Raw genomic sequence first — 24,202 nt, 5'->3', positions numbered from 1 at the left:
CAGACCGCCGGTCAGGGCGGCGTCGGCGGTCGACAGCGACTCGCTCGCGACCGGGAACGACTCGTACACGGTCAGCGTGTCGAACAGCACGGGGAGCCCGGTGGTCGCGGTGATCTCCGGTAGGCCGAGGTGCTGGTGATCGAGCACGGTGATCTTGTCCTGTTGCAGGCGCCGCAGCACCTCGGCCGCCGACGAGCCGGGATCGACATCGACGACGACGGGCAGCGTGTTGATGAACAGCCCCACCATCGATTCGACGCCGTCGAGATCGGCGGGCCGACCGGACACGGTCTCACCGAATCCGACGACCCGGTTGCCGGTCAGGCGCGAGAGCAGCACCGACCACGCGAACTGCAGCACCGTGCTCACCGTGACGCCCAGATCGCGGGCGAGTGTGTCGAGCGCCGTGGACAATTCGGCCCCGAGACGTTCGGTGTGATCGCGCGGCGGGGTGGAGATGTCGTCGTCGGTCTGCGGTGCCACCAGCGTCGGCTCGGTGAGCGGGGCGAGCACCCGGCGCCACGTGTCCAGACCTGTCGAGTCGTCGCGCGCGGCGAGCCGGCGGACGTGCGTACCGAAGTCGGCCGCCGCTGCGCCACTGGTCGGTTCGGCATCCGAATCCCGGTGCGCGAGCGCGGAGGTGAACGTGCCGCGCCCGGCGTAGAGCGCGAGGAGGTCGGCGAGGACGAGCGGCCCCGACCAGCCGTCGAGCAGGATGTGGTGGTTGGTGACGATCAGCGACGCCGTCTCGCCGTGGCGGATCAGCACGAACCGGATCAACGGTGGGGCGTCGAGGTCGAACGGCGCGAGCTTCTCGGCCGCGGCGATCTCGGAGACGGAACCGGCGACCTCGCTCGACCCTCCGTTCAGATCGAGTTCACGCCAGGGGATATCGACGGCCTCGGGCACGACTGCGACGACCGCACCTGCGTCGGTGCGGACATATCCGCTGCGCAACACCCGATGGTGCGCCAGCAGCGCGGCGGCCGCGGCGTGCAACCGATCCGCGTCGATCTCGCCACCGAGTTCGAGAACCGCCTGTGTCACATAGACATCGACGCCGTCGCCCCCGGTCGCCATCTCCGACTGGAAGTACAGGCCCTGTTGCAGTGGCGTGAGCGGCCATACATCGGCGCCGGGGAAACGCACGGCGAGCGTGTCGAGTTCGTCCTGGCTGATGGTGGTACCGGGAATGTCGGACGGGCTCGCTCCGATCGGTGCACCGCCCGCCACGACCCCGGCGAGCGTCCGCAGTTCGGCGCTGAAACGCGCTCCGAGATCGGCGACGTCGTCGGCGGTGAAGAGCGCCGACGGGTAGGTCAGCGAGGTGACCAGTTCCCGTCCGCGCGTACCGGTCCGGGTGGCCACGGTGACACTGAGTGCGTTGAGCGCCACCATCGCACCGGTCGCCGACGCGGCGAATCCGGGTGCGTCCCCGGTCGGGGTGAACGGGATCTCTTGCGGCGCTTCGGCATCGGTGCGGGCCGTGCCTGCGCCGAAGAAGTTGAATCCGATACTCGGCAGCGGGCGGGTGGTGAGCTCACTGCGGGGATCGGGGTTCGCGTACCGCAACAGCCCGAAGCCGACGCCCGCGTCGGGGATCGACAGGCGCTCTTCCTTGGCCGCCTTGACCGCGTGGATCGCGTCGACCGACGGGTCGAGGCGCACGGGCGCGATCGTCGTGAACCATCCGACGGTGCGTGACAGGTCGCTGTCGTAGGGGTGCGGTCCCGAGGCGACGATGTCCTCGTTGCGTCCGTGACCCTCCACGAGCACCGACACCGGGCCACGGTCGTCGATGCCGCGTGCGTGCTGCCATCCGCGTACGGCGCGGGCGAGCGCACCGAGCAGGACGTCGCCCGCACCCCCACCGAAGGCCTGCGGCACGGAGGTCAGGACGGCCTCCGAGGTCGACGGGTCGAGGATCTCGGTGACCGACACCTCGGTGGCGAACCGGTCGCGGCCGGCCACGACCTCGGCGCCGAGATCGGTGGCGCGGGCCGGTAGCCGATCGAGCCAGTAGCCCTCCTCCGCCGCGCGGCGTTCCGCTTGGGCGGCAACCGCATCCGCCCAGGCACGTGCCGAGGTGACCTCCCGTCGCAGGGTGAGTCCGGCGTCACCGGACTGGGCCTGTCCCCAGGCGGTGACGAGGTCCTCCAGCAGGATCGGCCACGACACCGCATCGACGCCAAGGTGATGGATCACCAGGACGAGGCGGCCCGCTCCGGCCGGGTCGACGACGAGTTCGGCGGCGACGAGTGCACCGGTGGTGGGGTCGAGGCGTGCTGATGCGTCGGCGAACGCGGTGTGCAGATCGGCGGCGAATCCGTCGGTGCCGACCGCAGAGCCGGATCGCCGGGCGCCGACCGCGGCTGCGATGTCGACGTCCACCCCGGCGGTGAGTGTCCAGCCGTCGTCGGTGGGCACCAGTGAGGCCGCGAGCATCGGGTGGGTGTCCACCACCCGCGCGAGCAGAGCCGCGACCGACGACGCGGTGGCGTCGGCGGGCAGGTACAGCACCCGCGACTGCGAGAAGTCACGGAAATCCAAAGGCTGCGTGGAATGTTCGATCATCCACGACACCACTGCCGGAGGTGCGACTGCTCCGCGCGCACCGGTCTCGGGCAGGATCGGCAGCGTGGTCGCGGTGTCGAGCGCGGCCCGCGCCATCGCGCGCACGGTGCGGTGCTCGAAGATGTCGCGCGGCGAGAGCGACAGGCCCGTCGCGCGGACCGCCGATGCGAGCCGGATCGACATGATCGAGTCGCCGCCGAGGGTGAAGAACGAGTCGGTGACCGACACCCGCGGCAGTCCGAGGAGACCGGCGACGATCGCGGCGAGGGTTTCCTCGACCGCATTCGCCGGAGCCACGTACTGTGCTGTCGCGAAGTCGAAATCGGGTGCGGGCAGGGCTTTGCGGTCAAGTTTGCCTGCGCTGCCCAGCACGACGTCGTCGAGTGGCATCCACACCGTGGGTCGCATGTACTCGGGCAGTGCGGCGGCCACGGCGGCGCGAGCGGCATCGAGATCCACCGTCGACGGAGACACGTATGCCACCAGATGTGCGCCGCCGGTGTCGGATTCGGCGACGGTGGCCGCGGTGTGGACCACCCCGGGCACCGTCGCGATGATCGATTCGATCTCGCCGAGTTCGATGCGCTGGCCACGCAGCTTCACCTGGAAGTCGGTGCGGCCCAGGTATTCGATCTCCCCGGAGGTGTTCCAGCGCACCAGGTCTCCGGTGCGGTACACGCGGGCGCCGGGCGCCCCGAAGGGGTCGGCGACGAAGCGTTCGGCGGTCAGCGCGGGAGCTCCGGCATAGCCGCGGGCGACCTGGGTGCCGCCGAGATACAGCTCGCCGGGCACGCCGACGGGTACCGGGCGCAGCCGGGCGTCGAGCACGAGTGTGGTGGTGTTCCACACCGGCACCCCGATGGGGACGATCCGATCGGCATGGGTGACATCGGCGTAGGCCACCTCGACCGCCGCCTCCGTCGGGCCGAACAGGTTGACGATAGCGACGTCGGGCAGCAGCTGATGGGCTCGCACGGTCACCGCGGGCGGCAGTGCCTCACCGGAGGCGAACAGCCAGCGCAACGAGGTCAGCTCCGAGATCTGTTCGGGCGGCACCACATCGAGGAACACCGCGAGCATGGACGGCACGAAGTGCACCGAGGTGGCGCGCGTCGCAGCGATCAGGTCGGCGATGTAGAGGGGATCGGCGTGACCGCCGGCGTCGGCGATCACCATCTGCGCGCCGGCGATGACCGGTCCGAACAGCTCCGGTACCGAGACGTCGAAGGTGTACGGGGTCTTCTGGATGATGCGGTCGCCGGTGGTCCACGGATATTCCGCCAGGCCCCAGCGCAGCCGGTTGAGCACCGACGCGTGGGAGACGGTGACGCCCTTGGGACGTCCGGTGGAGCCAGAGGTGAACAGCGTGTAGAGCGCATCGTCGCCACGGATCGGGCGGACGCGCTCGGCATCGGTGAACGGTGCGGTCGATTCGTCGACCGCGACGGTGGTGTCCACCACCATCGACGTGACGACATCGGCGAGGGCGTCGAGATCGGCAGCGACCGGACGCGGGCCGGTGAGCAGCACACGGACACCGGCGGTGTCGACCATGTGGCGCAGGCGTTCGGCCGGCGCGGCAGTGTCGATCGGGACGTACTGGCCGCCGGCGGCGACGACGGCGTGGATCGCGACAACCATCTCGATCGAACGATCGATGCACACACCGACCGCCACCTCGGGTCCCACGTCCGCTGCGCGCAGGGTCCGCGCCAGCGACGCCACCCGCGCGCCGAACTCGCCGAAGGTCACCGTTCGGTCGCGCAGCGACAGCGCCACGTCGTCGGGCGCGGCACTCACGCGCTCGGCGACCACATCGGCGACCGAGCCGGCCGGGATGCGCACCGCCGCACCGGTCGCCCGCTGCAGCAGCGCGTCGGTCTCGGCGGCGGACAGGATCGGTGCGTCGGCGACGGCGATGGCAGGGTCGACGGTCAGCGAGTCCAGCAGCGCGACAAAGGCGTCGAGCATTGCGTCGATACGCGCGTCGTCGAAGAGGTCACGGGCGAAGACGGCCTCGATCGGCCAGTCGGCGCCGTGATCGGCCACCGAGACACTCACCGTCAGATCGAGTTTGGCCGGCGGATCGGCCGGGCTGACCGGGGTGATGGTCAGGTCGGCGATGCCGGTCGCGGTCGGCGCGGCCGCGAACTCGGGCAGCGTCGACTGATCGAGTGTCAGCATGACCTGCGCGAGCGGCGCGAAGGCTTCCGAGCGGACGGGGTTGACCGCGTCGACGATCATCTCGAACGGCACGTCGGCATGGGCGAACGCCTCGAGGTCGGATTCGCGGACCTGATCGAGCAACTCGGCGAAGGCCATGTCGGGTGTCACCCGCGCCCGGAGCACCAGGGTGTTGACGAACATGCCGACGAGCGGGTCGAGTGCACGCTGGCCGCGGCCGGCGATCGGTGTGGCGACGGTGATGTCGTCACCGGCCGACAACCGCGACAACAACACCGAGAGTGCGGCGTGGACCACCATGAACGGGGTGAGTCCACGTTCGGCGGCGATGGCCCGGATTCGGTCCCCGACCGTCGCGGGCACCGCACCGGTGACACGTCCGCCACGTTGGGTGGCCGCCATCGGGCGGGGGCGGTCGGCGGGCAGGTCGATGACGTCGGGGACGTCGGCCAGGGAGTCGGTCCAATAGGCGAGTTGACGGGCGACCACCGACGACGGATCGTTGCGGTCTCCGAGTTCGCGATGCTGCCACAGGGCGTAATCGGCGAACTGCACCTCCAGCGGCTCGAAATCCGGTGCGCCACCGCCGCTGCGAGCCAGATATGCCGTCATGAGGTCACCGACCAGCGGCTGCATCGACTCGCCGTCGGCGGCGATGTGATGCACGACGAGCGCCACGACGTGCTCGTCGTCGCCGGTGCGCAGTATCCGGGCACGGATCGGGAGTTCGGCCGCGACGTCGAAGCCGGTGGCGACCGCGGCCTCGATGTCGTCGACGGAATCGACGACCGCCCAGTCCACTTCGTCGTCGATCGCGGCGACGGGGTGGATGAGCGCCGAGGCACTCTCACCGTCGGCGACGAAGGAGGTGCGCAGCACCTCGTGGCGGGTGACCACATCGGCCAGCGCCGCACGCAACGCCGCGACGTCGAGCCGGCCGGTCACCCGGAACACGGCCGGGATGTTGTAGGTCGGCAGCGACGGATCGAACTGGTTGATGAACCACATCCGCTGCTGTGCGAACGAGAGCGGAATGCGCTCGGGGCGTGGGACGGTCGCGGTCACCGGCGGCAGACCCGACGCCCGACCGGCCACCGCGGCGGCGAGGGTGCGCACCGTCGGCGTGTCGAACAGATCGCGGATCGAGGTCTCGACGCCGAGTGCTTCACCGACCCGGGCGACCAGCCTGGCCGCCGACAACGAGTTCCCGCCGAGGTCGAAGAACGACTCGACGACGCTGATCTCGTCGATCCCGAGGATCTCGGCGAAGACGTCGGCGACAGCACGCTCGGCCGCGGATGCCGGTGCGACGATCTCGACCGCCTCGATCACCGGCTCCGGTAGCGCGGCCTTGTCAAGTTTACCGACCGGCGTCAGCGGGAGTGCCTCGAGGAAGGCGATCGTGGCGGGCACCATGTGTGCCGGGAGTGTCTGCGCGACATGCGTTTTCAGATCGGCCACACTCACGGACCCGGGGTCGGCGACGACGTAGCCGGCCAGTGCGGTGGCCACCGAACCGCCGACGCCGATGACGACCGCCGAATGCACCGCGGGGTGCGTGGAGAGCGCCGACTCGATCTCGCCGAGCTCGATGCGGAGCCCGCGCAGTTTGACCTGATCGTCGCTGCGCCCGGAGTATTCGAGCACCGGTGCGCCGGTGGCGTCGGCCCGCCAGCGGACGACATCGCCGGTGCGGTACATCCGATCACCCCGCCGCCCATGCGGATTGGCGACGAAGCGGTCGGCGGTCAGGCCGGGACGGTCGAGGTAGCCGCGGGAGAGCGGCAGTCCGCAGACGTACAGTTCGCCCGGCACACCGAGCGGCGCCGGGCGCAGGTGGGCGTCGAGCACCATCAGTCCGACGCCGGCGAGCGGGCCGCCCAGGGTGACCGGTTCACCGAGCGACATCGGCGCGCTGATGGTCACGCCGATGGTGGTTTCGGTGGGGCCGTACAGATTCTGGATACGACGCAGCGGCGCCCACGCGTCCTTCAACGCCGTCGGGACCGCCTCGCCGCCGGCGTAGACCACGCGCAACGCGGGCACCGAGTGCGGGTCGACGGTGGCGAGCACCGTCGGGGTGAGGAAGGTGTGCGTGATGGCCTGACGCATCAGGAGATCCTGCAGCGCCGGACCGCCGACGGCCTCGGCCGGACGGTAGATGAGCACCCCACCGGATACCGCGGCCAACAGATATTCGAGCACCGAGGCATCGAAGCTCGGGGACGCGAATCCCAGCACCCGCGAGTACTCGTCGGCGTTCGATCGACGGATCTCTTCGGCGGCGAAATTCGCGAGACCCGAATGAGTGACCGCGACACCCTTGGGCCTGCCGGTGGAGCCGGAGGTGTAGATGACGTAGGCGACGTTGTCGATCCGGACCTCACCGTGGAGGTCCGCGGCGGTGACCGCGGCACCGTCAGCGGCCGCGATCTCCTCGGCGACCGCCGGGTCGTCGAGGCGCACCCAGTCGAATGCCGCACCGGGCAGTACCTCGGTGGCGCCCGCGGTGAGGCCGAGAATCGCACCGGAGTCCTCCACCATGTTCGCGACGCGCTCGGCGGGATAGTCCGGGTCGATCGGCACGTAGCCGCCGCCGGTCTTGGCGACCGCCCAGATCGAGACCAACAGATCCACCGAGCGCCCGATCGCCAGTGCCACGAGTTTCTCGGGCCCGATGCCACGGTCGATCAGCCAGCGCGCCAACCGATTCGAACGCTCGTCGAGTTCCCGGTAGGTCAACGAGGCGTTGCCGGCGTCGACCACGGCCTGGCGTGGCCCCCAGGTCTCGGCGGCATCGATGACGATGTCGCGCAGGAGTTTCGGTGCGGTACCCGCTCCCCCTGTCACCACGGCGTCGGAGTCGGCGATCGCCACCGGTTCGGGTGCCGACGCGCGTGCGGCCTCAGCGGTCCGGGCGAGCTCGGCCACCGACGGTTCGCGGCCGACCGCGATGCGGCCCACTGGTGCGGCGGGGTCGCTCAATGCCTCGTCGAGGACGTCGACGAGGCGCTCGGTGAATGCGGTGACCGTCGATTCGTCGAACAGATCGGTGGCGTAGAGCACCGAGCCCTGCCAGTCGGCCCCGGCCGTATCCCCTGCTGTCGGAGAGACGCTCACCAGGAGATCCACGCGGGCGGGGACGATGTCGGTGGCAATCGGTTCGACACGCAGACCGGCGATCTCACCGACCGACAGGTCGGCGCCCGCCAATTCCGGTAGAGCGGTCTGATCGAAGGTGAACCACACCTGGGTGAACGGCGCGAACGCCTCGGATCGCACCGCGTCGGAGGCGTCGACGACCGCCTCGAACGGGGCGTCGGCGTGCGCGAACGCTTCCAGATCGGTGTCCTTGGTCACGGCCAGCAGGTCGGCGAATCCGTGGTCGGCGTCGACCCGGGTGCGCAGCACCAAGGTGTTGACGAACATGCCGACGAGCGGGTCGAGCACGGCCTGTCCGCGCCCGGCGATCGGGGTGCCGATGGCGATGTCGTCGCTGCCCGCGAGCCGGGACAGCAACAACGACAGGCCGGCGTGGACCACCATGAACGGCGTGGTGCCGTACTCGGCGGCGGCCGCGCGGACCTTGTCCCCGGTCGCGGCCGGCAGCGTGAACGGCACCCGCGCACCGCGACCGCTCGCACGGGGCGGACGTGGCCGATCGGTGGGGATGTCGATGACGTCGGACAGTCCGGAGAGCTTGTCCTTCCAGTAGGTGATCTGTTGCCCGACAACGGATTCGGGATCATCCGGCGATCCCAGCACATCGTGCTGCCAGAGCGCGACGTCAGCGAACTGCACCTCGAGGTCGGCGAACTGCGGATCGGCGTCCGCGGTCTCGGCGAGGTATGCGGTCACCAGATCGGAGACCAGCGGGGCCACCGACTCGCCGTCGGAGGCGATGTGATGGGTGACGACGGCGAGGACGTGCTCGTCGGCACCGATCCGCGCGACGCGCACCCGGATCGGCCACTGCGTGGCGACGTCGAAGCCCTCGGCCACCGCGGCCTGGACATCGGCGACCGAATCGACTTGTGCCCAGTCGAGTTTGGCCGCGACGGCGGATGCTCGGCCGATCTTCTGGTATGGCACACCGGATTCGGCAGGGAAGGTGGTCCGGAGCACCTCGTGACGGGTGACCACGTCGACGACGGCGGCATGCAGCGCGTCGACGTCGAGCGGACCGGTCAGGCGCAACACGATCGGGATGTTGTACGCCGCAGAGGTGGTGTCGAGTTGATTGACGTACCACATGCGCTGCTGCGCGAATGCCAGCGGAATCCGTTCCGGGCGAGGCGATACCGCGGTGATCGGCGGGCGAGTGTCACCGTTGCCCGCGGTGGCCGCGAGGAGCGCACGCACCGAGGGCGCATCGAAGAGATCGCGGACGCCGATGTCGGTGCCCAATGCGTCGGCGGCCCGGGCTGCCAGGCGCATCGCCGACAGCGAGTTGCCGCCGAGGTCGAAGAAGCTGTCGGTGACACTGATCTGCTCGACTCCGAGGATGTCGGCGAACACCTCGGCGACGCGGGTCTCCGCCTCACCGACGGGTGCCACGTAGTCACCGGCCTCGAATACCGGTTCCGGCAGGGCTCGCCGGTCGATCTTGCCTGCGGTGTTGAGCGCGATGTCGGCGACCGGCATCCACACGGTCGGCCGCATGTACTCCGGGAGTGACTCGGCGACCACGGCGCGTACCGCATCGAGGTCGACGGTCTCCCCGGGGGCGGCGGACACATAGCCGACGAGATGCTCACCACCGCCGGGGGCGGAGGCGACGGTCGCGGCCGCATGGACCACACCCGGGGCCGAGGCGATGACCGATTCGATCTCGCCGAGCTCGATGCGCTGCCCGCGGAGCTTCACCTGGAAGTCGGTGCGGCCGAGGTACTCCAACACTCCATCCGGACGGCGTCGCACCAGATCACCGGTGCGATAGAGACGGGCTCCCGGCTCACCGTACGGGTCGGCGACGAAGCGTTCGGCAGACAGGTCCGGTCGCGCCGCGTACCCGCGCGCGAGTTGCACGCCACCGAGATACAGCTCGCCGGGCACACCGTCGGGAACACGATGCAACCGCGAGTCGAGCACCACCGCGGACGAATTCCACACCGGCGCACCGATCGGGACGGTCGGGTCGTCGGCGGCGACGTCGCCGATCTGCTCGTAGGTGATCTCGACGGCGGCCTCGGTGGGACCGTACAGGTTGAAGAACAACGCCTCGGGCCACAGCGCACGAGCCTGCGCCGCGACGGCCGGCGGCAAGGCCTCACCGGTCGCCGAGACGATCCGCACCGAATCGAGGCCGGCGAGCCGCTCCTCGCGGTGTGGGCCGGAACCGAGGATCTCGAGGAACACCGAGAGCATCGACGGCACGAAGTGCACCATGGTGGCGCGGGTGCGGCGGATCTCGTCGGCCACGTAGCCGGGGTCGAGATGCCCGCCGTCGGCCAGCACGACCAGGGTGGCACCGATCATCAACGGCGCGAACAGTTCCGGGACCGAGCAATCGAAGGTGTACGGCGTCTTCTGCAGCACGACGTCACCGGCGTCGATCGGGAGGGTGTCCAGGCCCCACCACAACCGGTTGAGCACCGCGGTGTGCGAGAGCGTAACCCCCTTGGGGCGTCCGGTGGAGCCGGAGGTGAACAGGGTGTAGGCGGCGGCGGCACCGAGCAGTACCGTCGGGCGGTCGGCGTCGGTGACCGGTTGCGCCGCTGCCGAGTTCACGTCGACGTCGGTGCTCGAGTCGACCCGGAGGATGCGAACACCGGCGTCGACCGCGGCTCCGACCGCCGCCGCTGCGGCTCCGGTGTCGGCGACCAGCAGGGCTGCGGCACCGGCGGTGTCGAGCATGTACCGGACCCGATCGGCGGGCGCGTTGACGTCGATCGGCACGTACTGTCCACCGGCGGTCACCACCGCGTGGATGGCCACCATCATCTCCACCGAACGCGGGATGCAGAGCCCCACAGCCACATCCGGACCGACTCCGGTTGCGATCAGTTCACGCGCCAGCGTGTTGACGCGTGCACCGAACTCGGCGTAGGTGACCTCGCGCTCACCGAAGACCAGGGCGCGGGCGGCCGGGGTTCGGTTCACCTGTGCGGCAAGGGCGTCGGGCACGGTTGCCGGCGCAGGAAGTTCGACTTGCGCCCCCCATTCGCCGTCGGCGATCCGGTCGGTCTGCGCGGGGTCGAGCAGCGAGGCGTCCCCGACCGCCACGGACGGCGTGGTACAGAGTTGCTGCAGCAGTGCGATGAACCGCGCCGCGAGCGCGTCGATCCTCGACTCGTCGAACAGGTCGGTCGCATACGTGACCGACAGACCCCACTCCTGCCCGTCCGGACGGGACGCGACGGTGACGTAGAGATCGGTTTGGGCCGCCACGCTCACGTCATCGACGGCAGACACCGTCAGACCACCCGCATCACCGAGCGCGTCGACGGCCGAGGCGGCCGGATCGAACGAGAAGATGACCTGGGTCAGCGGCGAGAAGGCCTCGGAACGCACCGGATTCAGCTCGTCGACCAAGGTCTCGAACGGGATGTCGGCGTGCGCGAAGGCATCGAGGTCGGTGGTGCGCACGGTCGCGAGCAGGTCGTCGAAGCCCTGCGCGGGATCGATGCGGGTGCGCAGCACCAGCGTGTTGACGAACATGCCGACCAGCGGGTCGAGAACAGCTTGACCGCGCCCGGCGATCGGCGTGCCGACCGCGATGTCATCGGTTCCCGACAGTCGCGAGAGCAGCACCGCCAGCGCGGCGTGCACCACCATGAATGGTGTCACCCCGTGCCGTTGTGCGGCCGCGGAGATCGCGGTGCCCAGTTCGGCGGGCATCGGGTGTGCCGCGTGGCCGCCGCGACCGGAGGCGACCGCCGGTCGTGGCCGGTCGGCGGGAAGCTCGAGAACGTCCGGCAGCCCGGCGAGTTGGTCGGCCCAATACGCCAACTGTCGTCCGACCACCGATTCCGGGTCGTCGGTGGAACCGAGCACGGTGTGCTGCCAGAGCGCGAAATCGGCGAACTGAACCTGCAGCGGCGCGAATTCGGGTTCGGTGTGCGCCGAGCGTGCGACGTACGCGGTCACCAGGTCGGAGACGAAGGGTGCCAACGATTCTCCGTCGGCACCGATGTGGTGGAAGACGATCGCGAGGATGTGTTCGGTTGCCGAGACGGGCCACAACCGCACCCGGATCGGCCAGTCGACGGTGACGTCGAAGCCCGCGGTGACCGCAGCCGCAACGCTTTCCTGCGAGTCCACCACCTGCCAGTCGAGACGGTCGGCCACCGAGTCGGCCGGATCGATCTGCTGTGCGGGCACTCCGTCGACATCGGGGAATCGCGTGTGCAGCACCTCATGTCGGGTGACCACATCCACGATTGCCGCGTGCAGCGCCGCCGCACCGAGGTCGCCGGACAGCCGCAGGACCGCCGGGATGTTGTGCATCGCGGTACCCGGGTCGAATCGGTTGATGAACCAGATCCGTTGCTGCGCAAACGACAGCGGGACCATTTCTGGCCGTGGAGTGACCGCGGTGACCGGCGGAAGACCCGCCGATCGACCCGAGATCAGTTGCACGAGTTCGCGCACCGACGGGGCGTCGAAGATGTCGCGGACCGAGATCTCCACGTCCATGGCGAGCCCGACCCGCGCGGCCAGACGGGTGGCCGAGAGCGAGTTGCCACCGAGATCGAAGAATCCGGTGGTCACCCCGATCTGGTCGGCGCCGAGAACATCCGCGAACACCGCGGCGACGCGGGCCTCGTCGGCGGAGGCCGGTACAACCACCGTTTGCTTCGGCGCGACTTCGTCAGGCTGAGGTAGTGCGCGGCGGTCGAGTTTACCGGCCGAGTTGAGTACGACGCGCTCGAGGGGCACCCAGACCGAAGGACGCATGTACGCGGGCAACGAATTCCGGACTGCCGCGGAGACCGCCTCGAGATCTACCGACTCCGGCGCGAGATAGGCGACCAACTGCTGCTCGCCGGCATTCTCGACCACCGTGACCGCCGTGTGTACCACGCCGGGAACTGCGGCGATGACCGCTTCGATCTCGCCGAGTTCAAGGCGCTGACCACGGAGTTTGACCTGGAAGTCGGTGCGTCCCAGATAGTCGATCTCACCTCCGGTATTCCATCGGACGAGGTCACCGGTCCGGTACAGCCTGCTTCCCGGCGCACCGAGAGGATCGGCGACGAAACGTTCAGCGGTGAGGTCAGGACGCGCGGCGTATCCGCGGGCGACCTGGATACCGCCCAGATAGAGCTCACCGGGCAGCCCCGGAGGCAGCGGCCGCAGTCGTGCGTCGAGCACGTGAGCGGTGGTATTCCACACCGGGGAGCCGATGGGTACGGTTTGTTCGTTGGGCGTCACCTCGTGCGCGGTCACGTCCACCGCAGCCTCGGTCGGACCGTAGAGGTTGTACACCGCGAGTTCCGGGAGAAGACGGAGCAGAGAATGTGCGGTCGCGCCCGCAAGCGCCTCACCGGAGGTGAAGACCGCACGAAGCGAAGTCAGATCCGCGACGTCCTCACCCAGGACGTCGATGAAGGCCGACAGCATCGACGGGACGAAGTGCATCACGGTGACGCGATGGCGGCGCACGATGTCGGCCACGTGCCGCGGATCCCCATGGTGTCCGGCCTCGGCCAACACCATGGTCGCACCGGTCAGTACCGGCAGGAACAGCTCCCACACCGACACGTCAAAAGTGTTGGGGGTCTTCTGAACAACCACGTCCTGATCGTCGACACCATAGGCGTCAGCCATCCAGTCCAGACGGTTGAGAATGGCCCGATGATCGACCGTGACACCCTTGGGTCGACCAGTGGAGCCCGAAGTGAACAGTGTGTATGCGGCATTGTCAGCTCGCAGGGCACCGCGTCGCTCCGAGTCAGTGACCGGGGGCGTCGCGGTGTCGATCGGCTCGAGCGCGTCGACGGTGAGGACCGAGGCCAGACCGGTGAGGTGTTGCGCTGCACGCAATTCTGCTGCGCCGGATTCTTGCGACGCCACCAACGCCACGTCGAGCCCGACGGTCTCGACCATGTAGCGCACGCGCGCGGCCGGCGCATCGGGATCGATCGGCACGTAGTGTCCGCCGGCGGCGACGACGGCGTGAATCGCGATCACCATCTCCGCGCTCCGGGGCAGACACACGGCAACAGGTGTGTCGGGACCGACACCGTGGGCCATCAGCCGCCGGGCCACAACCCAGACCCGAGAGCCGAACTCGGCGTTGGAGATCTCGCGATCGCCCTCGACGATCGCGACTCGATCGGGATATGACGACAACATATCGGTCACACGTCCAGCGAGGTCGGTTGCGCTGGCGGGAAGCCCGGTTGCTGTGACCACCGAGCCGCTGGCCCAACCGAGGACCTCGTGACGGCGATCCTCGCTCATGACCGGAAGGTCGGCGAGCAACATATCCGGCTGATCGACGACGGTTCGCAGGATCTCGCGCACCATCTCGGCGAACACCTCGACCTGTGCGGCGTCGAACGCCGTCGGCAGGTAGGAGAGTCGTATCCGCATCTGTTCGCCGTCGGGCATGGTCGCGAGATTGAGCGGATAATGCGTCGAGTCACGGCTGTCGATGGCCAGAAGATCCAGTTCGCCGGTGGCCGCGCCACGCGATGTCGACTCCAGAGACGCGGTGTCGATCGGATAGGACTCGTGCACGGTGAGGGTGTCGAACAAGGCACCCGACACCCCGGTGAGGGCAACGAGATCGGGCAACCCCAGGTGCTGATGATCGAGCACGGAGACCTTCGCGGCCTGCAGCCGCGACAAGGCGTCACCGATGGTGGCATCGGGATCGACGTCGACAACGGCGGGCAGAGTGTTGATGAACAAACCGACCATCGTCTCCACACCGTCGAGATCGGCCGGACGACCTGAGACCGTCTCACCGAAGGTAACCACGCGTTGCCCGGTCAGGCGCGACAGCAGTACCGCCCAGGCGAATTGCATGACGGTGGAGATCGTCACGCCGCGCGAGCGGGCGAGATCCTCGAGTGCGGAGGTGGTGTGTTCGTCCAGCGTGACCGAATGTGTGTGCGGCGCAGCCTCAGCGGTCGCCTCGATACCCGGGGCCACCAGGGTGGCGCCCTCCACCGGTGCCAGCACAGAACGCCACGCCTGGAGCCCCTCCCCGACGTCGGCGCGCGCCACACGCATCAGGTGTGTCGCGAAATCGGTGTCACCGCTGCGTGTTCGACCGGTGTACGAGGTGCCGGTGGCGTACAGCGCGAGTAGGTCGGCCAGGACCAGTGGGCCCGACCAGCCATCGAGAAGTAGGTGATGGTTGGTGATGATCACCTCGGCGCCGTCGCGGTGACGGACGACCGTGAAGCGCACCAGAGGCGGCGACGAGAGGTCGAACCGGGCGATGCGTTCGGCGTCCGCGAGCGCGCGCACCTTGGTGGCCACGCCGTCGGCGGAACCGTCGAGATCGATGACGCGCCAAGGAACCTCGACCGTTGCTGGGACGACCGCAACGACCGCACCGCTCGCAGTGCGGACATAACCGCTGCGCAACACGCGATGTTCGTCGAACAGGCGTTGCGCCGCCCGGCGGAGCCGCTCGAGGTCGACCGCGCCGAGCGACACCACGGCCTGGGTGACGTAGACATCGATGGTGTCGGCGCCGCCGCCGGCACGCTCGGACTCGAAGTACAGCCCTCGTTGGAGAGGTGTCAGCGGCCACACGTCCGCACCGGGGTACTGATGTGCCAGGGCGTCGAGATCGTGCTGGGTGACCCCGGATCCGGGGACGTCCGACGGGCTGTGGCCCAGATCGGAACCGCGGGTGACCGTCTCGACGAGGGCGGCGAGCTCGGAGCGCCACCGACCGGCGAGGTCGTCGATGTCGGCGGCGTCGAACATGCCCGCCGGGAAAGCGAGGTCGGCGACCAGGTTCCGTCCCTGCGGCGTCGACTCCGTCCCCACGTTGACGGTGAGTGCGTTGAGCACCACCATCGCCCCCGACGCCGACGATCCCAGCCCGCGCACGTCGGCGGTGGGCGCGAATGGTGCGGCCGTGCCGGCAGAGTCGTCGGCGCGGCCGCCCGCGCCGAAGTAGTTGAAGCCGATCGCCGGCAGCGGCCGACGAGCGAGCTCGGTGTCGGTTCGGGTGCCGTGGGGCCCATAACGCAACCAGCCGAATCCGGCTCCCGAATCCGGGTGTCCGAGACGCTCTTCCTTCGCCGCCTTCACCGCGTGCACGACGTCGTCGGCGGGATCGAGTGCCAGGGGGGAGATCGTGGTGAACCAGCCGACGGTCCGTGACAGGTCCGCTCGGCGTGGGTCGGCACCGGAGGCCACCAGTTCTTCCTGACGTCCGTGGCCCTCGACGAGAACGGTGACCGGCTGCTCGTCGAGGATCTCGCGTGCCACCTGCCATGAGCGCACCGCACGTGCGAGCGCACCGAGCAGGACGTCGTTGACGTTGCCCCGCAACGCCGCAGGGACGTCGGTCACGAGCGGCTCGGTGAGCGAGGCGTCGACGGCCATGGTGACCGACACGGTGGTACGAGCCCGGTCACGCGAGCGGTCGATGCTCGCGCCGAGCGGCGTGGTCGCCCGTCCGAGCCGTTGCAGCCAGTGGTCGAGTTCGTCGGTGCGGTCGGCCGAGGACTGTGCCAGACGGTGATACCACCCGCGTTCGGAGGTGGCCTCGGCGCGCAGTTCGACAGGCCGCCGGCCGGCGCGCTGTGACCAGACGGTGACCAGATCTTCGATCAGGATCGGCCACGAGACGGCGTCGACCGAAAGGTGATGCAGCACCAGCACGATGCGGGCATTGCCGTCACGATCGTGGACCAGTCGGGCGGCCAGCGTGACACCGGCACCCGGGTCCAGGGACGCCGACGCACTCGCGTGTGCTTCGCGGAGCGCGGTCGCATACTCATCGCTGCCGACGGCCGATGGCACCGAGGTCTCGGTGACCGTCGTGCGCAGGTCCACGTCGACGCCGACCGTCATCCGCGCACCGCCGTCGACGACATCGAGGCGCGTCGCCAGCGCCGGGTGGACGGCCAGGAGTTCGGCGAGGAGTTCAGCCAGGTCGTCGACGGTCAGGCCGGCAGGCGCGGCAAGCACCATCGACTGTGAGAAATCGGCGAAATCGTCAGGGGTGTCGGACAGTTCGAGCATCCATGACACGACCGGCGGGATCGGCACCTCGCCGCGATTGCCACCGGCGGGGTCGGTGAGGTCGGGCAGGGCGGTCCGCTGCGCCGACAGGGCCCGGGCCATCGCGCGCACGGTTCGATGCTCGAAGATGTCGCGTGGGCTCAACGTCAGCCCACCGGCGCGTGCCGTAGAGGCCAGCTGGATCGACATGATCGAGTCGCCGCCGAGAGCGAAGAACGACTCGGTCACGCTGATCCGTTCGACACCGAGCAGTGCCCCGATGACTGCGGCGAGTTGCTCCTCAACCGGCCCTTCGGGTGCGACGTACTCGTCGTCGGTGCCACCAAAGTCCGGGGTGGGCAGGGCCCGACGGTCGAGCTTGCCCGCGCTGTTGAGGGCGAGTTCGTCGACGGTCATCCAGACCGTGGGCCGCATGTATTCCGGTAGCGCCGCAGCGATGCGCGCACGCACGTCACCGACATCCACCGAGGCCGGCGACAGATAGGCCACCAGGTGTTGCGCACCGGTCGGCGCGACGGCCACCGCGGCCGCAGCATGCACGACACCGGGAGCCGACACGAGCACCGACTCGATCTCACCGAGCTCGATGCGTTGCCCGCGCAACTTGACCTGGAAGTCGGTGCGGCCGAGGTACTCGATCTCACCGGAGGCGTTGCGGCGCACTAGATCACCCGTGCGATACAGCCGTGCGCCCGCGGCGCCGTAGGGGTCGGCGACGAAGCGTTCGGCGGTGAGCACCGCGGCACGTGCGTAGCCGTCGGCGATCTGTACGCCACCGAGATACAGCTCGCCCGGGACGCCGGCCGGTACCGGACGCAGACGTGCGTCGAGCACGAGGGCGGTGGTGTTCGGCACGGGTGTGCCGATGGTGATGACATCGGGCGCGGCGGTGACGTCGGCCCCGGTCACCTCGACCGCGGCTTCGGTCGGGCCGAACAGATTGTGGATCTCCACCCACGGCATGGCCCGGTGCAACCGGGCCACGGTCGCGGCGGGCAGCGCCTCACCGGAGGCGAACACCCAACGCAGACTGGTCAATCGGGACAGTTGGGATTCCTCGACGACGTCGAGGAACACCGACAGCATCGACGGCACGAAGTGCACGGAGGTCACCGCGGCCGACTCGATCAGATCCGCGATGTAAACGGGGTCGGCGTGTCCGCCCGGCTCGGCCACGACCACCGTCGCCCCGGACATCAACGGTGCGAACAGTTCCGGCACCGAGACGTCGAAGGTGTAGGGCGTCTTCTGGATGATTCGATCGCCCGCCGACCACGCGAAGGCGTCGAGCCCCCAGCGCAGTCGGTTGTACACCGCACGATGCGAGACGGTCACACCCTTGGGACGCCCGGTCGATCCGGAGGTGAACAGGGTGTAGAGGGCGTCGTCGGTGCGCAGGGGGCGCAGTCGCTCGGCGTCGGTGATCGATGTGAAGGTCGCGTCCGGATCGAGCATGGTGGTCGCTTCGACGACAATCGTCGACACCTCGTCGCCGAGCGCACCGACCGCGGGCGGAACCTGCGCTCCGACGAGGATCAGTGCGACACGGGCCGTGTCGACCATACTGGCGACCCGCTCCGCAGGGGCTGCGGTGTCGATCGGCACGTACTGTGCACCTGCGGCGACGACGGCGTGGATGGCGACGAGCATCTCGACCGATCGGTCGATGGCGACGCCCACCGCCACGCCCGGCCCGACACCGGTGACGATGAGCCGGCGAGCCAGCTCGCTGACACGAATCCCGAACTCGCCGTAGGTCGTCGACCGATCCGCCATCTGCACCGCGACCGCAGTGGGGGTGGCGAGTACCTGGGTGACGATCGCATCGGCGACGGTCCGGGCCTCGTACGCCACAACCGGGCCCGCCGAGAGTGCCAGCGCGTGGGCCACCTCGTCGTCGCCGATCCAGTCGGCATCGGCGACGGGCAGCGACGGGTCAGCGGTCAGGGCATCGAGGAGGCGGACGAACCGCTCGGCGAAGACGACCATCGTGGCCTCGTCGAACAGATCGGTGGCATAGATCAGCGTGCCCGCCCAGGCACGGCCGGGCTGGTCGGTGGACAACCCGACGGTGAGGTCCAGCTTGGCCGGAACTTCCTCGGGAACAACAGATTCCACCCGAAGCTCGCCGGTCCCGGCGACCGACGCCGCGGCGAGTTCGGGGACCGCTCCCCCGTCGAGGGTCACCATCACCTGGGCCAGCGGCGCGAACGCTTCCGACCGGGTCGGCGCGAGCGCTTCGACGACCGCCTCGAAGGGCACGTCGGCATGGGCGAAGGCGTCGAGGTCGGTACCGCGCACCTGCTCGAGGAGATCGGTCAAAGCGGTGTGCACGTCGACCCGTGTGCGCAGGACCAGGGTGTTGACGAACATCCCGACGAGATCGTCGAGCAGACGGTCACCGCGACCGGCGATGGGGGTGGCCACCGCGATGTCGTCGGTCGCGGTCAGTCGTGCCATGAGTGCGGCGAGTGCGGCGTGCACCACCATGAACGCGGTGGCGTTGTGACGCTGCGCGACTGCGGCGATCCGTTCGGCCACCGGCGCCGGGACCTCGAAGCCCAGGCGTGCGCCGCGCTGGCTCGCGATCGCCGGACGCGCACGATCGGCGGGCAGGTCGAGTACCTCGGGTAGGCCCGCGAGGTGCTCGGACCAGTAGGCCAGTTGGCGTCCGAGTACCGAATCGGGGTCGTCGACCGCACCCAACGCATCACGTTGCCAGAGGGCGACGTCGGCGAACTGCACCGGCAGCGCGGGACGTGTCCCGACGGCGGAGCCATCCCTGTTGACCCCAACAGCGGAGCCGTCCCTGTTGACCGAGTAGGCCGCGATCAGGTCACCGAGCAACGGCGACAACGATTCCCCGTCGGCGGCGATGTGGTGGAGGACCAGTGCCATGAGGTGTTCGTCGGGGCCGGTGGCGGCGATCCGCACCCGGATCGGCCACTGCCGGGTCACGTCGAACCCGGACCGCACCGCGTCCTCGAGGTGCGCTGCCGTGCCGACCACGGCGAAATCGAGGGTGTGTTCCACCGACTCCACCGGGTGGATGATCTGCTCCGGGGCTCCCCCCGAGACGGACTCGAAGGTGGTGCGCAGGATCTCGTGGCGGATCACGAGATCGACGACGGCCGCGCGCAGCGCCGTGACGTCGAGCGGACCGGAGAGGCGCAGGACGACCGGGATGTTGTAGGCGGCGGAGGTGACGTCGAACTGGTTGATGAACCAGATGCGCTGCTGCGCGAACGACAACGGGATCATTGCCGGGCGGGGTGTCACCGGGCGGAGCTTCGACAGTCCGGCCGGCCGATCACTGAGCGCCGCAACGAGATCACCGAGGACGGGCGTGTCGAAGACGTCGCGGACCGACGCTTCGACCCCCAGTGCCTCACCGAGGCGCGCGGCCACCCTCATCGCTGCCAGTGAGTTGCCGCCGACGTCGAAGAAGGAGTCGGCCAGGCCGACACGCTCGACGCCGAGGACATCGGCGAATACCTGCGCCGCGACCATCTCGCGGTCGGAGGTGGGTGCGATGTACTCGGCGGTGTGCGCCTGCGGCTGCGGCAGCGCGCGACGATCGACCTTGCCCGCACTGCCGAGCGGCATCTGTTCGAGCACCATCCAGGTGGTGGGCCGCATGTACTCGGGCAGGGCGGCGCGTACCGCGGACTGCGCGGCGGCGAGGTCGGCGTTCCCGGGTGCGAGATAGGCGACGAGTTGCTCCCCCGCAGCGGTGTGCGCCACCGTGACGGCAGCGTGCACAACGCCCGGTACGCAGGCGAGGACGGCCTCGATCTCGCCGAGTTCGAGGCGCTGACCGCGCAGCTTGACCTGGAAGTCGGTGCGGCCCAAGTATTCGAGTTCGCCATCGGCGTTCCACACCACCCGGTCACCGGTGCGGTACAGGCGGGCACCGGCTGGTCCGAACGGGTCGGCGACAAAACGTTCCGCGCTCAACTCGGGGCGTCCGGCATATCCCCGGGCCACCTGCACCCCACCGAGATACAACTCCCCGACCACCTTCGGCGGTACCGGGTGGAGTCGACCGTCGAGCACGTGGGTGGTGGTTCCGGCGACGGGGCGGCCGATGGGGATCACGGTGTCGGTCAACCGAACCCGATGTTCGGTGACGTCGACGGCAGCCTCGGTGGGCCCGTAGAGGTTGTGGAGTTCGACTCGGTCGAGCAGGGTCAGCAGGGTGTGGGCGGACGCCGCGCCGAGTGCCTCACCCGAGGTGAAGACCAGCCGCAGCGACGTCAGGTATCCGACGCGGGTGCCGAGGGCATCGAGGAACGCCGACAACATCGACGGGACGAAGTGGGTGACGGTGACGGCGTGCTCGGTGATGAGCGCCGCGAGGTGGTCGGCGTCGCCGTGTCGGCCCGGCTCGGCGAGCACCAATGGCGCCCCGTGGAGCAACGGCCACACCAGTTCCCATACCGATACGTCGAAGGTGTACGGCGTCTTCTGCAGCACCACGTCGGCGGCGGTCAACCGGTACAGGTCCTGCATCCACTCGAGTCGATTGGCGATCGCGTCGTGGGACACCGTCACACCCTTGGGCGTGCCGGTGGAGCCGGAGGTGAAGAGGGTGTAGGCGGCGTTGGTTCCGCGCAGTGGGGAACGGCGTTCATGATCGGCGATGGCGGAATAGTCGTCACCACAGTAGGATTCGGCGTCGACGACGAGGATTGTCAGGCCGAGTTCCGGCGCGGCGGCGGCCAGGGTGGTGGTTGTGGCCGAGACCAGTGCGACGGTGATGGCAGCGGAGTGGACCATCGCTGTGATCCGCGCGGCCGGTGCCTCGACGTCGATCGGTACATACTGTCCGCCTGCCGCGAGGACGGCGTGCACCGCGATCATCATTTCGGCGGAGCGTGGAATGCTCACGGCCACAGCGGTATCCGGTCCGACGCCCTCATCGATGAGGCGTAGGGCGAGATCTCGGACACGGGCGCCGAACTCGCCGTAGGTCAGGTGCCGCGCTCCATTGATGAGAGCCACAGCGTCAGGGGCTCGGCGTGCGGTCTCGCCGATCTGTGTCGGGATCGTCTTGTACATCGGCGCCGTTGGTGCGCCGACGGACCAGCGGCCAACCTGTTCGGCGACGTCGGGGGCGATCAGCGAGGCATCGTTGACGGCAGTGTCGGGGTCGGCGGCCAACGCCGACAGCACACGCACGAACATGTCGGTGAAGGCGGCGATCGTCGTGGCGTCGAAGAGGTCGGTGGCGTAGAGTACCGACCCCGACCATGGTTGTCCCGCAGCGCTGCTCGCCAGGGTCACCGTGAGATCGACCTGGGCCGGCACCGACGGTGCGGCCAGTGGCGTCACGGTCAGGCCCGCGACCTCGCCGGCTGCCAGTGCACCTCCGGCAGTTGCGTCGCCGGCCATGCCGGCCACCGCTTGATCGAAGCTCAGCATGACCTGTGCGAGTGGCGCAAAGGCCTCTGATCGCACCGGATCGAGTGCTTCGACCAGTGTCTCGAACGGGAGCTCGGCGTTGGCGAAGGCGTCGAGGTCGGTGCTCCGGACGCTCTCGAGGAGGGTCCGGAACCCGGCCGACCCGTCGACTCGCGTGCGCAGTACCAGGGTGTTCACGAACATCCCGACCAACTGGTCGAGGTCGCGGCCGCCGCGACCGGCCACCGGCGTGGCGATCGTGATGTCCTCGGTTGCGGCCAGTCGGGACAGCAGGACCGCCAGTGCGGCGTGCACCACCATGAACGGCGTGACATCCGCCTCGGTCGCAACCCGTGCGATGTCGCCGGTCAGCGCGGCGGGCAACTCGAAATCCGCTCGCGCACCGCGATGTGAGGCGATCGCCGGCCGCGGCCGATCCGTCGGAAGGTCCAACACCGGGGGAACACCCCGCAACTGTGTCGTCCAATAGTCGAGTTGAGCACCGATCAGCGAGTTGGGATCGTTGGCGTCGCCGAGCACCTGATGCTGCCAGAGCGCGACGTCGGCGAACTGTACTGCCAGAGGCGCCAACTCGGGTACGCGTCCGACGACCCGGGCGCGGTAGGCCGTCAGCAGATCGGCAACCAGCGGGGCCATTGATTCACCGTCCGCGGCGACGTGGTGCAGGATCAGCGCGACGATGTCGCAGGGCGCTTGGGTTCCCGTCGTCGGTCCCGCCCCGGCCTCCCTGTCCCGAGCGACCTCGTCTCCATTGGCCTCACGAAGGACGCGGATGCGCAGCGGCCACGCCTCACTGAGGGTGAACCCGCCGGTGGCGGCCGATTCGAGCCCCGCAGCAGTGGTCACCTCGGCCCAGTCGAGCATGTCGTCGATGGACTCCACCGGATGGATCACCTGGTGCGGTGTCCCGTCGGCGTCGGGGAAGGTGGTACGCAGGATCTCGTGCCGCGCCACGACGTCGCCGACTGCGGCGCGGAGCGCCAAACGATCGAGGCCTCCGCTGACACGCAACAGGATCGGGATGTTGTATGTCGGCGCGTCGGGGTCGAATCGGTTGATGAACCAGATGCGTCGTTGAGCAAAGGACAGCGGTATACGTTCGGGTCGGGTCGCAACCGCAGTCACCGGAGGCAGCGAGTCGACGTGCCCACGTGTGCGCTCGATCAGGGCGCGAACCGACGGAGCATCGAAGACGTCACGCACCGACACCGACACACCCAACGCATCGGCCGTGCGGGCCGCCAACCGCGTCGCCGACAACGAATTGCCACCCAGGTCGAAGAAACTCGACGACACCCCCACCTCATCGACACCCAGGACCTCGGCGAACACCGCCGCGACTGCATGCTCCTGCGCGGTCTCCGGCGCCACGATCTCGCCAACCGCCACCTCGGCATCGGGCACCGGCAACGCACCACGATCCAACTTGCCGTTCGCCGTCAGCGGCAGCTCCGCCACCTCGACAACCAGGTCCGGCACCATGTATCCGGGCACCGCACGCCCCACCGCAGCGCGCACCTCACCGGCATCGGGGGCCGAATCGCCCTCGTACACCACGTATCCGACGAGCTGCTCACCGCGCTCGGGTAACACCACCACCCGAGCCGCCGCCGCACCCACACCCGGCACCGACAACAACGCCGACTCGATCTCGCCGAACTCGATCCGATAGCCACGCAACTGCACCTGTGCGTCACCACGGCCCACGTACTCGATATCCCCGGCGGTTCGTCGCGCCAGATCACCCGTGCGGTACATCCGCGCACCCGCCGGACCGAATGGCGAGGCCACGAATCGCGTCGAGGTCAATCCCGAGCGCCGCAGATAGCCCTGCGCCAGCTGACCGCCGACCACATAC

General features: G+C 69.1%; 1 protein-coding gene (cut by both window edges). It reads right to left on the bottom strand.

Every position in this 24,202-nt window falls within one protein-coding gene, locus QNM97_RS04920, for a non-ribosomal peptide synthase/polyketide synthase (protein WP_283821839.1), read on the bottom strand. The gene is 40,311 nt long; 3,645 of those nucleotides lie to the left of the window and 12,464 to its right, leaving coding positions 12,465-36,666 in view, spanning codon 4,155 (partial) through codon 12,222 (complete); reading right to left, the first codon wholly in view occupies positions 24,199-24,201. The start codon and the stop codon both lie outside this window.

The organism is Gordonia sp. L191 (genome assembly GCF_030077625.1).
In the GTDB taxonomy this organism is placed as follows: domain Bacteria; phylum Actinomycetota; class Actinomycetes; order Mycobacteriales; family Mycobacteriaceae; genus Gordonia; species Gordonia polyisoprenivorans_A.
This window is presented reverse-complemented; position numbering and strand designations above follow the sequence as displayed.